Genomic DNA, 15404 nt, shown 5'->3' on the forward strand with positions numbered 1-15404 from the left:
GCTGATCAACGCATGGGCACATAATCGGTTTTGTCTGCTCAATTGTTAGGCTAGATGACCGGTCATTGGGCGCTCATCCGCGCAAAGGACCGACATGATCAGCAGGACGAGGGACGCCGACGACCGGCCGGGCGTCGGGTTGCGCCGAGCTTTGCGGCCCTTCGGTCCGGTGATCGGCCCGGCCCGCCTGCGGGATGCGGCGATCGGGGCGTTCGGCGCCGGTTTGGCGTTGCTCCTCGGCGCAGCGCTGCTTCACGGATTCGGCGCCAGGCTCGCTGGCGGCGCCTATCTGATCGCGCCGATGGGGGCGACGGCGGTCATCCTCTTCGCCCTGCCCAACAGCCCTCTTGCCCAGCCGTGGTCCGCCATCGTCGGCAACACCATCTCGGCGCTTGCGGCGCTCGCCGTCCACCAGGTGACGAGAGACCCGGCTCTTTCCATCGGGACGGCGGTCGGCCTGGCGATCGGCGGCATGTATCTCGCCCGCGCGCTGCATCCACCGGGCGGAGCGGTGGCGCTGACCGCCGCGTTGAATCCCGCCATGCTCGACACGCTGGGCCTTTACTTCGTGGTCGGACCGGTCCTGCTCGGCACGGTGTCCCTGGTGCTTCTGGCGATCGTCTGGCATCGCCTGAACGGCCGGGTCTATCCGTTCCGGCAGGCGCAATCGGATGGTCCGCACGCGACGGCCGACAAGGCGCCGCAGCAGCGATTGGGGCTGTCGCCGGACGAACTGGCGCGCATCCTCGCCAATTACCGCCAGTCCGCCAATCTCGGCGTCGAGGACCTCGCTCGGCTGATCGCCGCTGCCGAACAGGTGGCCGCGGGACACGCGCTTCGCGAGATGACCTGCGGCGCGATCATGTCGCGCGATCTCGTCACCGTGCCTTCCGACACACGGTTGGCGGCGGTCACGGACCTGTTTCGCAGGCACGGGTTCAGTTCGATCCCGGTGGTCGGTCCTGGCGACATCCTGCTTGGCGTCGTCTTCCAGCTCGGCCTGATCCGCCAGGCGCGCCACGAGCCTCTGCGCAACAAGGCCGGCTTCGGCAGGGCGATGGCGGCCATCCGGCGGGACCGCACCCCCGACGTCCTGCATGCGGACGACGTCATGACCACGGGGCTTCCTTCGGTGACGCCCGAGACGCCTGTGGCGGCGCTGCTGCCACTGCTCTCCGATGGTGGTGAAGAAGCAGTGCCCGTCATGGCGGGCGACCGGATCGTGGGGATCGTCACCCGCACCGATCTGCTGTCGGCACTGGCCCGAAGCACGGCGCGCGGCGCCGGGTAGGCGCCGGCAACGGCAGCGCTGGTGTCGCGATCATCCCTCCCGGCACGACCCGGTTGGTCTAGGCGTCCTGCTCGGCGAACGGCAGGCTCGGCTGCGATGTCATGCCGGCACGGGTGCCGCCGGTCAGGGTCAGGGCCTCGGCTTCGCCCAGCGCGTCCGGGCGGGTGCAGCGGGGGCCGATGGCGACGCGCGCGCCGCTGCCCGCGGCTTCCAGGATGCCGGCCATGACCGCCAGCACGTGCAGCGCGACCTCGCCATTCGCCCGGTGCGGCCGGCCCTGCGCGATCGCCTGCGCCATCTCGGCGATGCCGGCACCGCGATAGTTGGCGTGCACCGGGTCGGCAAGTGGCCAGTTGGCGGCGCCGAACACGAAATGGTCCGTGGCGGTGCTGCTCCAGTCGCCGCGCTCGACGGCGGTCTCGACGACGCCGCCGAACCAGTTCGGGTCGGGGACCCGCATCGAGCCGTCCGTGCCGTGCAACTCCAGCGGGCGCAGACCGTGCTTCCAGACGTCCCAGCTGGCGAGGAACGTCACCTGTGCGCCGCTGTCGAATTCCAGCAGCGCCTGTACCGTCGAGAGCACTTCCACGCGGATCGTCTGGCCGAGGATCGGCGAATGCGGCGTGGTGACGGTTCGGGTCTCGAAGCCGACCTGGCCGCTCGCCTGGACGGAATTCACCGGCCCGAGCAGGTTGACGAGGGTCGAGAGGTAATAGGGGCCCATGTCGAGCACCGGTCCGCCGCCCGGCTTGAAGAAGAAGGTCGGGTCGGGGTGCCAGTTCTCCATGCCGTGCGACAGCACCGAAGCGACGCCGAGCAGCGGCTTGCCGATGATGCCGGCGTCGATCTGGCGGCGCGCCTCCTGGATCGACGCGCCGAGCACGGTGTCGGGCGCGGCGCCAACGCGCAGGCCACGGGATCCGGCAGCGGCGAGGATCGCCTCGCCGTCGGCGACCGAGGTCGCCAGCGGCTTTTCGGAATAGACGTGCTTGCCGCTTTCCAGCGCCGCCAGCGAGATTTCGGCATGGGCGGCCGGGATGGTCAGGTTGAGGACGATGTCGACGTCGTCGCTGGCGAGCAGTTCATCGACGCTGCGGGCTTCGATGCCATAGCTCTCGGCCTTCGCCGCTGCCGCCGCCGGCCGCAGGTCGGCGCAGGCCGAGAATTCGATACCGGGAAAGCGGGCGGCGTTGAGGAGATAGATGTCGGAGATGTTGCCGCAGCCGATGAGGCCGATGCGCGTGACCATGGCGGTTCTTCCGGTTCAGTTGCTGGAGGCGGCGAGGGCGCCCATGCGCTCGGCGCTGGTGCGGGCGAAGCGCTTAAGGTCTGACGGGTTGTCGTGCTCGGCGATCATCAGGGCTGCGCCGGAGCGTGCGGCAAGCGGCCAGAATTTCGCCCAGTCGACGACCCCGTCGCCGACATCGGCCCAGCCGTCCTCGTCGAGCTTCTCGCCCTCCGGCGCGATGTCCTTGACGTGCACCGCCGCGATCCGCCCGGCATAGCGCTTCAGCCAGGGCTCCGGATCGGCGCCCGCCCGGGCGATCCAGGCGACGTCCGCCTCCCAGAGGACGCCCGGCGCCAGCAGATGCTCTATCGGATAGGAGCCGTCCGGCAGGGCGACGAACTCGAAATCGTGGTTGTGCCAGGCAAGCTGAAGCGCCTCGTCGGCAAAGTCGGTGGAGAGTTTGGCCAGGCGCTCGCCGACCGCCTCCCAGCCGGTGCGGTCGGCAGGGCGTTCTTCCGGGACGATATAGGGGATCACCACCGTCTCGATGCCGAGCGTGCGGGTGATCGTGACGACGCGGTCGAACTCGGTCTCGGCCATGGCGAGGGCAAAATGCCCGCTCTTGGCGGTGAGGCCGTTTTCGTCGAGCAGCCGGCGGAAGCCCTCGGCGTCGTCGTACTGCGGCCGGTAGGTCTCGACATTGGTGTAGCCGCAGGCGGCGAGCATTGGCAGCACTGCCGCGTCGGGCGGGAAGTTGCGGGCCGAGTAGAGCTGGAACGAGATCGGGTCGGTGGGCGTCATCGCGGGGTTCCTCGGAGGGTGACGGCTAGAGACGGTCTTGGGTCGTGGCGTCGAACAGCGACGCGCGGGCGAGGTCGAAACTGAACGCGATCTCCTCGCCGACGCGCACGGCCTGGTCGCCGCCTGCCCTTATGGTGAAGGTCCGACCGGTAAAGCGCGTCCAGAGGATCGTGTCGGCGCCCATCGGCTCGACGATCTCGACGGTGCCGCGGGCCGGGACGTGACCGGGCGGAGGCGTCCCCAGGGCGACATGCTCTGGCCGGACGCCGAGAACGACGCGCTGGCCGGCCGTCGGTGGCACGGTGAAGTCGTAGCGCGAGGCGTCCAGCGTCTCGCCCTCCAGCTTGAGGGACAGCGCGCCGCCGCCCGAAGCGGTGGCGATCTCGCCGTCGAAGAAGTTCATGCCGGGCGAGCCGATGAAGCCGGCGACGAAGCGGTTGGCGGGGCGGCGGTAGATTTCCTGCGGCGGGCCGATCTGCTGCACCACGCCCCCCTTCATCACCGCGATCCGGTCGGCCAATGTCATCGCTTCGACCTGGTCGTGGGTGACGTAGACCATGGTGTTGCCGAGCTGCTGGTGCAGCTTCTTGATTTCGATCCGCAGCTCGTTGCGCAGCTTGGCGTCGAGGTTCGACAGCGGCTCGTCGAACAGGAAGACCTCGACCTGGCGTACCAGCGCCCGACCGATCGCGACGCGCTGGCGCTGGCCGCCGGAGAGTTCGGCGGGCTTGCGCTCCAGCAGCGGTTCCAGCTGCAGCATCGCCGCCGCCTTCGCCACCCGCGCGGCGATCTCGGATTTCGGCAGGCCGGCGACGCGAAGGCCGAAGGAGAGGTTCTGGCGCACCGACATGCGCGGGTAGAGCGCGTAGGACTGGAACACCATGCCGATGCCGCGGTCCTTCGGCTCGGCCCAGGTGACGTTGCGGCCGGAGATCCAGATCTCGCCGTCGGCGACGTCGAGCAGCCCGGCGATGGCGTTGAGGAGGGTGGACTTGCCGCAGCCGGACGGACCGAGCAGGACGAGGAACTCGCCCCGGCCGATGTCGAGGTCGAGCTGGTCGATGACCGGATGGGCGCCGAAGGCGATCCGCAGGTCCTTGACGGACACCGAGGGCTCGGTGGCGAAGCCGGTGGTCGGGGTCATGTTGTTCATCCCTTGACGGCTCCCGCCGCGATGCCGCGGACGAACCAGCGGCCCGACACGAAATAGACCACCAGCGGCACCGCCGCCGTCAGGATGGTCGCGGCCATGTTGAGGTTGTAGGCGCGCTCGCCGTAGGTGGAGTTCACCACGTTGTTGAGCTGCACCGTCATCGGCAGGTTCTCCCGGCCGGCGAAGACCAGGCCGAGGATGAAGTCGTTCCAGATGTGGGTGATCTGCAGGATCGCCGCGACGATGAGGATCGGCGTCGACATCGGCAGCATCACATGGGCGAAGATCCGCCAGAAGCCGGCGCCGTCGACGCGGGCGGCGTTGAACAGCTCCTGCGGCAGGCCCGCGTAGAAGTTGCGGAACAGGAGCGTCATGATCGGCAGGCCGAAGATGACGTGGATGATGACGATGCAGGCCAGCGAATTGTAGATGCCGACCGCCGAGAAGGTGCGCACCATCGGATAGATGAACACCTGGTAGGGCATGAAGGCGCCGATCAGGAGCACCGCGAAAAGCACGTTTGCCCCTTTGACCCGCCAGAAGGAGAGGGCGTAGCCGACGATGGCGCCGGCGGCGATCGAGAAGAACACGCTCGGCACCAGGATCTTCACCGAGTTCCAGAACCCGACCCTTATGCCGTCGCAGTTGAGGCCCGTGCAGGCGCTCGACCATGCCGATACCCAGGCGCTGAAGTCGAGCGACAGCGGCAGCGCGAAGATCGAGCCGAGACGGATCTCGTCCATCGTTTTCAGCGACGTCAGCACCATCACCACCGCCGGCAGCAGGAAGAACGAAGCAGCGATGACCAGGAAGGCGTAGAGCCCCACCCGGCCGATGCCGACGGTCTTGGGGCGCGGGCCGCGGGCGTTGGCGTCCGGCGTATCGGAAAGCGGCAGCGCGGGCGCGGTCGCGGCGGGAACGATCGACCGGCTCATGCCGCACCCCCGACCCGCTGGCGGCGGAAATATTCCAGGTACAGCCAGGGCGCGAGGACGGCGGCGACGGTGATCATCATCACCGTGGCGGCGGCGGTGGCGAGGCCGATGTTCTGCCGGGTGAAGAGGTGATCCATGATGAACTTCGCCGGCACCTCGGTGGCGATGCCGGGGCCGCCATTGGTCAGCGCGACGACGAGGTCGTAGGATTTGACCACCGAGATCGCCAGCAGCACGACGGCGGTGATGATGATCGGCCGCAGGATCGGCAGGACGATCGACAGGTAGACCCGCCATGCGGGGATGCCGTCGATGCGCGTTGCCTTCCATAGTTCCTGGTCGATGCCGCGCAGCCCGGCCAGCATCAGCGCCATGACGAGGCCGGAGGCCTGCCAGAGGCCGGCCAGCACCACGGCGTAGAGCGCCATCTCGCGGTCGACCTCCCAGTCGAAGCGGAAGCTCTCGAAGCCCCAGTCCTGCACCGCCTTCTGGATGCCGAGGCCGGGGTTCATCAGCCACTGCCAGATCAGCCCGGTGACGATGAACGACATCGCGTAAGGATAGAGGAACACCGTCCGCAGCGTGTTCTCGAAGCGGATCTTCTGGTCCAGCGCGACGGCGAGCACGAAGCCGATGACCAGGCAGCCGACGATGAACAGGAAGCCGAAGATCGCGATGTTCTGGATCGACACCAGCCAGCGGGCGCTGGCGAACAGCCGGCGATACTGGTCGAAGCCGACATATTCGTTCACCGGCAGCAGCCGCGAGGCGGTGAACGAGATCTGGGCGGTCCAGAGCATCGTGCCGACATAGGCCGCGAGCACCACGCCCCAGACGGGGACGAGCACCAGCGTGGCCATGCGGGGACGCGAGCGGCGCGTCGTCATGGGGCAACCTCAGCGCGGGAGGAATGCCGGGCGGGCAGCGTGCCACGCCCGGCTGTCAACGGAAGCGGGGGAGGTGACCGCCCGTCAACTGTCCTGTTCGAAGGCGGAGACGAAACCCTCGACGAACTCGTCGGGCGTCGCCGCTGGGTTGTTCCAGAACTGCGTGACGACGTCGTCCAGCGAGCCGATCAGGCCGGCGCTCAAGAGGATGTCGAAGACGGGAACCTGGCTGTCGGGGTCCTGCAGCAGTTCGATGCCCTTCTGGGCGCAGGCATCGAAGGCCGAGGTGTCGACGTCGGTGCGGATCGGCATCGACCCCTTCTCGAGGTTGAACGCCACCTGCGTTTCCGGCGCTACCATGGTCCTGGCGAGAAGATCCTGCGCGCCGAGCTGCGCCTCGTCGTCGACCGCCGGGAAGACGAAGACGTCGCCGCCGACCATCAGGGTCTCGTCGTCGAGGCCGATTGTGCAGCCATAGTCGGTTCCCGGCTCCTGGCCGGCATTGATGAACTCGCCCTTGGCCCAGTCGCCCATCACCTGCGCCCCGGCCTTGCCGGTGAGCACGAGATTGGTGGCGTCGTTCCAGTTGCGGCCGGGCGAGCCCGGGTCGACCAGGCCGCGAAGCTTTCCGTAGATCTCGACGACGGCGCGGAATTCGTCCGACTGGATCGCCTCGAGATCGCGGTCCTGGTAGACCTTGAGGTAGAGGTCTTTCCCACCATCGGCGAGCAGCATGACGTTGAACAGGATGCGCTCCTGCCAGGGCTGGCCGCCGAGCGACAGCGGGATGAAGCCGGCTTCCTTGATCTTCTCCAGCGCCGGGACGAACTCCGCCCAGGACGTCGGCGGCTCGGTCAGGCCTGCCGCCTCGAACACCGGCTTGGAATAGAACAGCCAGTTCTGGCCATGGACGTTGATCGGCAGGGCGTAGAGCTGGCCGTCACGGGACGCTGCCTCGACGAGGAAGGGCGACATGACGTCCTTCCAGCCCTCTTCCTCGGCGAGATCGTCGATCGGCCGCACCAGGCCCTGATCGACGAGGTCGTCGAACTGCTTGCCGGTGTTGAACTGCGCCGCCGTGGGCGGATTGCCGCCGACCATGCGGTTGATCGCGGCGGCGCGGGCGTTTTCGCCCATCGCGGTGGCGTTATCGACCCAGACGCCGCCGGCCTGCGTGTAGGCATCGGCGAAGACCTTGATCGCGGCGGCTTCACCGCCGGAGGTCCACCAATGCATGACTTCGGTTTTCGGGGGCTCCTGGGCCTTTGCCGGAGCCGACGCCAGCGACAGGGCGGAGCCTGCCAGAGCGAGTGCGATGAATGCTTTCATGCCTTCCTCCCTTATGGACCGTTGTCGGTCTCTGTAATCGATTACAAAGATGGTAATCTGAAAAGTAATCGATTACAAGCGGCTGAATTTCGCATTCGGAGCAGGCAGGTGGAACAGGCGAGTCGGCCGCCCCGCATCGGGGACGTGGCGCTGCAGGCAGGCGTTTCGGTCGCCACGGTCAGCCGCGCGCTGTCGGCGCCGGAGAAATTGCGCGACGAGACACGGCGCAAGGTCCTCGCGGCGGTCGAGGCGCTCGGCTACACGCCGAACAGCGTCGCCCGGCAGCTGCGGGGCGGCTCGTCGCAATTGGTGCTCGTCGTGGTCCCCCGGCGCAGCAACCCACCGTTCTTCTCCGAAGTGCTGCACGGCATCGACGTGACGCTGGCGGATGCCGGCTACGTGCTGATCACCGGCTACATGGAGGGTGTGGACCGCGACCTGCGGCTGATCGAGCTGGCCGCTTCCGGCAACCTCGCCGGGCTGCTGACCACTTCCGGCATGCTGCCGGAAGTCAGCGGGCGCTCGATCCTCGATGCCGGCCTGCCGGCGGTGGCGATCTGCGCCGATCCGCTGGTGCCCGGCCTGCCGGCGGTGCTGCTCGACGACGAGGCAGCGGCGCGGGCGCAGGTCGACCACCTCATCGGTCTCGGCCATCGCCGCATCTTCTACGTGACCGGACCAACGGGCAACTACAACGAGACGGTCCGCCACCGCGGCATCGTCGCCGGCATCGAGGCGGCCGGCCTCGGCCCCGAGGCGCTGACGCAATATGCCGGCAACTACCAGTTCACCGGCGGCGTCGCCGGCGCGCGCGCCTATCTGGAGATGGCGGACCGGCCGACCGGCGTGATCTGCGGCAACGACGAATGCGCCGTCGCCTTCATGAAATCCGTCACCGCGGCAGGCCTGGCAGTGCCGCGCGACCTGTCCGTGGTGGGCTTCGACGGCATCGAGTTCGCCGACTATTGCGAGCCGACGCTCACCACCATTGCCCAGCCACGCTTCGCCCTCGGCGCCGCCGGCGCCCGCCTGCTCATCGACATCCTCGCCGGCAAGACGCCAGCCGCACTGCAGGGCGGCGGCAAGCTGGTGATGCAGGGGCATCTGCGGGTCGGCGACAGCACGGGTGCGCCGCGGGGGTAGTGGCTCCCGCCGACGGTGACGTGATGGTCGGCGGCTGGCGCGGTGCAACTGGATCCTCGGGACGGTGCCCGAGGATGACGCCGGAAGGAAGGGATCGGGAAGTCGCTGGCGTTGATGGAGCGGTGCGCGGCAGCGGTGTCCGGCGCTGCCTAAACACGGCAGGACTGCCAGCAGCCACTCTCGGCGAGAACGCGTCGGTCTCTGTCACGGTCGTCATACTCGGGCCCCGTCCCGAGGATCCAGCCTTCTGCATCCGATCCGTCGACGAGGAGCCGTCGGCCGGGCGGCGGCGAAGCGTCGCCTCAATCGCGGTTCGGCGACCCCGGCTCCTCGTCGCCCGTGTCCGCCGGCAGCGTCGCGTCATCCGCCGCCCGCGGTGCATCCGGGTCGTAGGTGATGAAGAACATCCAGATCCCCCACGCGGCGATGCCGGCGGTGAGCACGCCCCAGATCGGCTCGTCGTTGACCCATTCCAGCACCGACCAGCCGATCACCACGGCGACGATCGCGATCCGGACCCAGAGCGGCCGGTAGAACGGGTGCTGGGCTTCCTTCGAGGCCATGGCGGCTCCTTGCGAGGCGGTCGGGGCGGGCAGGCCAGCGGCCCGGATCGGCGGGCCGCCGACCCGGGATGCGGATCAGACGGAGCGGATGGCGCCGCCGTCGCAGCGGACCACCGAGCCGGTGACGTAGCTCGCCGGGCCCGAGACCAGGAAGGCGGCGACGGCGGCGAATTCCCTGACGTCGCCGTAGCGCCTCGCCGGGATCGCCGCGAGCGCGGCGTCGCGGACCTCGGCCACCGACTTGCCGGTCTTCTTGGAATTGGCGGCGTCGAGCTCGTCGGTGCGCTCGGTGTGGATGCGCCCCGGCAACAGCATGTTGACGCAGACGCCGTCGGCCGCGACCTCGTTGGCCAGCGATTTCGACCAGCCGACCAGCGCCGAGCGCAGCGTGTTCGACAGCGCGAGATTGGGGATCGGCTGGACGACGCCGGACGAGGCGACGGTGAGGATGCGGCCCCAGCCGCTCTCGCGCATGCCCGGCAGGACGCGGTTGGTGAGGTCGATGACCTGGTGCACCATCATCTGGAACTGCGCGTCGAGCACGCCGACATCCATGCCGATGGCACCACCGGGAGGCGGCCCGCCGGTGTTGTTGACCAGGATGTCGATGCCGCCGAGCTTGTCGAGCGCCGCCTGATGCAGCGTCGCCGCGAAGTCCGGCGCCGCCAGGTCGGCGGTGACGTAGTCGGCCTTGCCGGCGCCTTTGGCGTTGATCGCCTCGCAATTGGCGGCGAGCTTGTCGCCGCTGCGCCCGCAGAGGAGGACGCTCGCGCCTTCCGCCGCCAGCGCCTCGGCGATGCCGAGACCGAGGCCGCGGGAGGAGGCAAGGACGAGGGCGCGCTTGCCGGTGAGATCGAGATCCATGGCGGAGCCTTTCCAGTTTCGTGTCGCCGCGGCGGCGCTGGCGCCGCCCGCGTTGTGTCGGCCCTCGGGTACAAGCCACGGACGGCCGGGGCAAGCCGGCCGGGCGTTTCGACTATTGTCCCGAGGGTAGTTGCGGGCACACCGGACGCCGGGGCAGGGCAAACGCCCCGACCCGGCGGCGATGGCTACTCGGCCGCCTCGACCTGCGGCAGGGCGGCGATGCGGGCGGCGCAGTACTTGAACTCCGGGATCTTGCCGTAGGGGTCGAGCATCGGGTTGGTCAGCATGTTGGCCGGGCTCTCGTTGAAGCAGAACGGCATGAACACCATGCCGTCTGCGACCTCGCGGTCGGCCCGGAGAATCGCCTCGACCGTGCCGCGGCGGGTTTCCACCGCGATCATGTCGCCCTGGCGAAGGCCCCTCCGGCCGATCTCGCGCGGGTTCATCGCCGCGATGCCCTGCGGCTCGATGGCGTCGAGGACGCCGGCCCGGCGGGTCATCGCCCCTGTATGCCAGTGCTCGAGCAGGCGGCCGGTGGTGAGCACCAGCGGATATTCGGCGTCCGGAATCTCGTCCGGCGGCAGGAGGTCTGACGGGACGATGCGGCCGCGCCCGTCCTCGGTCGGGAAGCTGGTCGTGAAGATGATCTCGTTGCCCGGCACGTCCGGCCCGTCGGCAGGATAGATGACGGACTCCTCCCGTTCGACCCGCTCCCAGGTGATGTGCTTCAGCGACGGCATCACCGAGGCCATCTCGGTATAGACTTCCGACACATGGCCGTAGTCCCAGCCGAGCCCGAGCCGCTGCGCCAGATCGACGATCAGCTCCCAGTCCTGTCGCGCCTCGCCCGGCAGCTCCAGCGCCGGCCGGCCGATCTGCACCTGCCGGTTGGTGTTGGTGAAGGTGCCGAGCTTCTCGGCATGGGCGGAGGCCGGCAGAACGACGTCGGCATGCCAGGCGGTCTCAGTGAGGAAGATGTCCTGCACGACGAGATGCTCGAGCATCGCCAGCGCGCCGCGGGCATGGGTCTGGTCGGGATCCGACATCGCCGGGTTCTCGCCCATGACGTACATGCCCTTGATCTCGCCGTCATGGATGGCGTCGATGATCTCGACCACCGTCAGGCCGCGCTTGGGATCGAGGGTCTGGCCCCAGAAGTTCTCGTAGCTCGCCCGGATGTCGGCATTCTCGACCGATTTGTAGTCGGGATAGTACATCGGGATCATCCCGGCGTCGGAGGCGCCCTGGACGTTGTTCTGGCCGCGCAGCGGGTGGAGGCCCGTGCCCGGCCGGCCGATATGGCCGGTGATCAAAGCGAGCGCGATCAGGCAGCGGGAATTGTCGGTGCCGTGCGTGTGCTGCGAGATGCCCATGCCCCAGAAGATGATCGAGCGTTCCGCCGTCGCATAGGTGCGGGCGACGTCGCGCAGCATGTCGGCCGGGATGCCGCAGACCTCGGCCATCGCTTCGGGCGTGAAGTCCTTGACCTTCTCCCGCAGCGCCTCGAAGCCGGCGACGTTGGCCTGGATGTACTGCTCGTCGTAGAGCTTCTCGTCGATGATCACGTTGATCATCGCGTTCAGCATGGCAACGTCGCTGCCGGCCCGGAAGCGCAGCGAGTGCGTCGCGTGGCGCATCAGGTCCTGGCCGCGCGGATCGATGACGATCAGCTTCTTGCCCAGCTTGGCCGCCTGCTTGAAATAGGTCGCGGCGACCGGGTGGTTGGTCGTCGGGCGGGCGCCGATGACGACGATGCAATCGGCCTTCATCGCGTCGTTGAACGGCGCCGAGACAGCGCCGGAGCCGACGCCCTCCATCAGTGCTGCGACCGAGGAGGCGTGGCAGAGCCGCGTGCAATGGTCGACATTGTTGGTGTCGAAGCCCTGGCGAACCAGCTTCTGGAACAGATAGGCCTCCTCGTTGGAGCCCTTGGCCGAACCGAAGCCGGCCAGCGCCTTGCCGCCGTCGCGCTCGAGGATCGACTTCAGCCCGCCGGCGGCGCGCGCCATCGCCTCTTCCCAGGTCGCCTCGCGGAAGATCGTCAGCGGATCGACGCCACGCATGTCGAGGTCGCCGCGCCTCGGCGCATCGTCGCGCCGGATCAGCGGCTTGGTCAGCCGTTCCGGAGACATCGCGTAGTCGAAGCCGAAGCGGCCCTTGACGCAAAGCCGGTTCTCGTTGGCGTAGCCGTCGCGGCCGTCGACCTGAACGATGCGGTTGTCCTTGACGGCGACCTTGGTCTGGCAGCCGACGCCGCAGAACGGGCAGACGCTGTCGACGACCTTGTCGAATTCCTGGACGGCGCGCTGCGTGCGCGTCTCGTCCATCAGCGACTTCTCGTAGAGCGCGCCGGTCGGGCAGGCCTGGACGCATTCGCCGCAGGTGACGCAGGTCGACAGGCCCATCGGGTCGTGGATGTCGAACACCGGCACCGTGCGGTTGCCGCGCTGCGCCATGCCGATGACGTCGTTGACCTGCACCTCGCGGCAGGCGCGCACGCAGGCGCCGCAGGCGATGCAGGCATCCATGTTGACGGCGATCGCCGGGTTGGAGACGTCGAACTCGGCCTCGACGTGCTCCGTGACGAATTTCGACGGGTAGCGGCTGCCCGAGACGCCCATCGAAGACGCCCACTGCCAGAACATCGACTGGTTGTCAGGGCCGTCCTCACGCGCCCGCATGTTGCTGGCGAGGAGCTCGACGACCATCTCGCGCGACTTTACCGCGCGCTCGGTGTCGGTGCGCACCACCATGCCCTCGGCCGGCTTGCGGATGCAGGAGGCGGCGAGCACGCGTTCGCCGTCGACCTCCACCATGCAGGCGCGGCAGTTGCCGTCCGGCCGGTAGCCCGGCATGTCGACATGGCAGAGATGCGGGATCCGCGTTCCCTCGCGCTTGGCGACGTCCCAGATCGTTTCGGTCTCGCCGGCCGCGACGGACTTGCCGTCGAGGGTGAAGTTGATCGTGCTGGTCATCGCGACAGCTCCTCACGGAAATGCGTCAGAAGATGGTTGACGGGATTGGGCGCCGCCTGGCCGAGACCGCAGATCGAGGCATCGCGCAGCACGGTCTCGAGGTCCCTGATGGCGGGCTCGTCCAGCGGCCCGTCGGTATCCAGCAGCGTCACCAGCTTGCCGGTGCCCTCGCGGCAGGGCGTGCACTGGCCGCAGCTCTCGTGCTCGAAGAACCGGAGCAGGTTGAGCGCCGCGTCCTTGATGTTGTCCTTGTCGGAGAACACCACGACCGCATGCGAGCCGACGAAGGCCCCCTGCAGCGCCAGCTCGCCGCCGAAATCGAGCGGGATGTCGCCCATCGACGCGGGCAGGATGCCGCCCGAGGCACCGCCCGGCAGGTAGCCCTTGAACGTATCGCCCTCGGTCATGCCGCCGCAATAATCTTCGATCAGCTGGCGCACCGTCACGCCGGCCGGCGCCAGCTTGACGCCCGGATCGCGCACCCGGCCGGAGACCGACCAGGAGCGGATGCCGGGATGGCCCGGGCTGCCGAGCCCGGCGAACCAGTCGGCACCCTTCTCGACGATGTCGCGCAGCCACCAGAGCGTCTCGACATTGTGGTTGAGCGTCGGACGGCCGAACAGGCCGATCTGGGCGATGTAGGGTGGGCGGTGGCGTGGCAGGCCGCGCTTGCCCTCGATGCTTTCCAGCATCGCACTTTCCTCGCCGCAGATATAGGCGCCGGCGCCGCGCCGCAGCTCGATGAAGCCGGGCGGGGCGATCCCCGCGGCTTCCAGGGCGGCGATCTCGGTCCGCAGGATCTGCAGCACCGCCGGGTATTCGTCGCGCATGTAGAAATAGATGCGCTCGGCCTCGACGGCGAAGGCGGCGATCAGCGCCCCTTCCAGCGTCCGGTGCGGGTCGCTCTCGAGATAATAGCGGTCCTTGAACGTGCCCGGTTCGCCCTCGTCGCCGTTGATCGACATCAGGCGGGGCCCCGGATAGGAGCGCACGAAGCTCCATTTCTTGCCGGCCGGAAAGCCGGCGCCGCCGAGCCCGCGAAGGCCGGCGTTCTGCATGATCTCCATCAGCGCCTCGATGCCGATGGTGCCGTCGCGGACCGTCTGGAGCAGTTTGTAGCCGCCGCCCGATAAATAGGTGAGAAGATCGTTGTAGGCCGGCACGCTGACGGCGGTCTCGCCGGCGGCGGCCATCCCGACGAGGCCGTCGCTGGTCGCGTGGTCGACCTCACGGTCGCCGATGCGGGCGGCGGGTGCCGCGGCGCAGCGGCCCATGCAGGGCGCGCGCACGACGCGGACGGCAGACGGGTCGACTGTGGCCGAAAGCTCGCCAAGCAGGGTCTCGGCGCCGGCCAGCATGCAGCTGATCGAATCGCAAACGCGGATCGTCAGCGGCGCCGGTTTCGGCTCGCCCTCCCGAACGACGTCGAAATGGTCGTAGAAGGAAGCGACCTCGTAGACCTCGGCCTGCGACAGGCGCATCTCTTCGGCCAGCGCGCGCAGATGCGCCGCCGACAGGCAGCCATAGCGGTCCTGGATCAGATGGAGGAACTCTATGAGGAGGTCCCGTCGCCGCTCGGCGAGACCCAGAAGTTCTCGAACCTCCGCCAGAGCGGTTTCGTCGAGGTCACGCCCCTTGGGCCCGCGATCGCGGGGCCGCCGGTCCTGCAACGCCATTCCTGCTCCTTCTACGGCGCCCACCGTATCGGCTCCCCCGCATAACGCGTTGGCGGCGAAGGCGGCAATCAAAAAAGCTCGGTTGGCGCCCACCGGATCGGCACGCGGCGGCGGCGACGGTGGCTGGGATGCGGCGCTGCAACAGTTTCGGCGAAGGCCGGGACGAGCCGGCGGGACGCGATCTCCGTCATGAACTGGCCGGAGAGCCAGCGGCCTGCCGTTCATCGGGTGTTCAGTTGCCAAATCCTACCAATAGCCAACCGAGAGAGCCCGGCGAATCAGCGTTCCACCGGATGGAGCGACAGGGCGCAGGGCATGCGAACGGACCGAAGGGACGGGCAATGATGGCGACGGAAAGAGGGAGCAGGAACGGGGCCGACGAACACGTCGCCGTTTCCGAATTCGTCACGCGGAGCGATGTCCAGCGAGCCCTGGACGCCGGCTTCTCGCGGGAGGACGTTGCCTACATGCTGGCGCTGCCGAACCCCGAGCAGTGGGACGACGATACCGCCCCGCGCGCCGCGCAGGGCTGAGAGGCTGCGTCCACGAGGCAGCTGCC

Annotated in this window: 13 protein-coding genes; 3 read left to right on the top strand and 10 right to left on the bottom strand. The window is 68.4% G+C overall.

Going from position 1 to position 15404, the window contains the following annotated elements; all coding sequences use genetic code 11:
- The first annotated feature begins 94 nt into the window (after positions 1-94).
- Positions 95-1291: an HPP family protein gene (locus GTW51_RS08385; RefSeq protein WP_163043464.1), complete on the top strand. Its 1197-nt coding sequence runs from the start codon at positions 95-97 to the stop codon at positions 1289-1291.
- Between the two features lie 58 nt (positions 1292-1349).
- Here the strand turns inward: GTW51_RS08385 and GTW51_RS08390 are convergent, their stop codons facing one another.
- The 6 genes from GTW51_RS08390 to GTW51_RS08415 all read right to left on the bottom strand — a co-directional run bounded on the left by GTW51_RS08390 (position 1350) and on the right by GTW51_RS08415 (position 7624).
- The gene (locus GTW51_RS08390; RefSeq protein ID WP_163043465.1) at positions 1350-2540 is read right to left on the bottom strand and encodes a Gfo/Idh/MocA family protein; all 1191 of its coding nucleotides are present in this window, start codon (positions 2538-2540) and stop codon (positions 1350-1352) included.
- Between the two features lie 15 nt (positions 2541-2555).
- A complete protein-coding gene (locus tag GTW51_RS08395; protein ID WP_163043466.1) occupies positions 2556-3320 on the bottom strand; it encodes a sugar phosphate isomerase/epimerase family protein in 765 nt (254 codons plus the stop codon).
- A gap of 25 nt (positions 3321-3345) precedes the next feature.
- Positions 3346-4473: an ABC transporter ATP-binding protein gene (locus GTW51_RS08400; protein ID WP_246232792.1), complete on the bottom strand. Its 1128-nt coding sequence runs from the start codon at positions 4471-4473 to the stop codon at positions 3346-3348.
- Positions 4470-5408: a carbohydrate ABC transporter permease gene (locus tag GTW51_RS08405; RefSeq protein ID WP_163043468.1), complete on the bottom strand. Its 939-nt coding sequence runs from the start codon at positions 5406-5408 to the stop codon at positions 4470-4472. Before GTW51_RS08405 ends, GTW51_RS08400 begins: the two co-directional genes overlap by 4 nt.
- Positions 5405-6295 carry a carbohydrate ABC transporter permease gene (locus GTW51_RS08410; protein WP_163043469.1) on the bottom strand — a complete coding sequence of 297 codons (891 nt, stop codon included), beginning with the start codon at positions 6293-6295 and terminating at the stop codon, positions 5405-5407. The genes GTW51_RS08405 and GTW51_RS08410 overlap by 4 nt, the downstream gene beginning before the upstream one ends.
- A gap of 84 nt (positions 6296-6379) precedes the next feature.
- Entirely contained in the window at positions 6380-7624 is a 1245-nt protein-coding gene (locus tag GTW51_RS08415; RefSeq protein ID WP_163043470.1) for an ABC transporter substrate-binding protein, read from the bottom strand.
- Between the two features lie 108 nt (positions 7625-7732).
- On the opposite strand from GTW51_RS08415, the gene GTW51_RS08420 reads away from it, so the two are divergent.
- Positions 7733-8767, top strand: coding sequence for a substrate-binding domain-containing protein (locus tag GTW51_RS08420; protein ID WP_163043471.1), 1035 nt, complete (start codon positions 7733-7735; stop codon positions 8765-8767).
- Positions 8768-9069: 302 nt separating this feature from the next.
- On the opposite strand, the gene GTW51_RS23510 is transcribed toward GTW51_RS08420, so the two are convergent.
- The 4 genes from GTW51_RS23510 to GTW51_RS08440 all read right to left on the bottom strand — a co-directional run bounded on the left by GTW51_RS23510 (position 9070) and on the right by GTW51_RS08440 (position 14845).
- Entirely contained in the window at positions 9070-9330 is a 261-nt protein-coding gene (locus GTW51_RS23510) for a DUF3329 domain-containing protein (protein WP_203565969.1), read from the bottom strand.
- 75 nt (positions 9331-9405) lie between these two features.
- A complete protein-coding gene (locus GTW51_RS08430) occupies positions 9406-10194 on the bottom strand; it encodes an SDR family oxidoreductase (RefSeq protein WP_163043472.1) in 789 nt (262 codons plus the stop codon).
- A gap of 185 nt (positions 10195-10379) precedes the next feature.
- Complete coding sequence (fdhF, locus tag GTW51_RS08435; RefSeq protein WP_163043473.1) at positions 10380-13169, bottom strand: formate dehydrogenase subunit alpha; 2790 nt, start codon at positions 13167-13169, stop codon at positions 10380-10382.
- On the bottom strand, positions 13166-14845 hold the full coding sequence (locus GTW51_RS08440; RefSeq protein ID WP_163043474.1) for an NAD(P)H-dependent oxidoreductase subunit E: 1680 nt from the start codon (positions 14843-14845) through the stop codon (positions 13166-13168). The genes fdhF and GTW51_RS08440 overlap by 4 nt, the downstream gene beginning before the upstream one ends.
- Positions 14846-15186: 341 nt before the next feature.
- On the opposite strand from GTW51_RS08440, the gene GTW51_RS08445 reads away from it, so the two are divergent.
- Entirely contained in the window at positions 15187-15378 is a 192-nt protein-coding gene (locus GTW51_RS08445; RefSeq protein WP_163043475.1) for a hypothetical protein, read from the top strand.
- Positions 15379-15404 lie beyond the last annotated feature (26 nt).

The sequence above is a fragment of the Aurantimonas aggregata genome (assembly GCF_010500835.1).
GTDB lineage: Bacteria > Pseudomonadota > Alphaproteobacteria > Rhizobiales > Rhizobiaceae > Aurantimonas > Aurantimonas aggregata.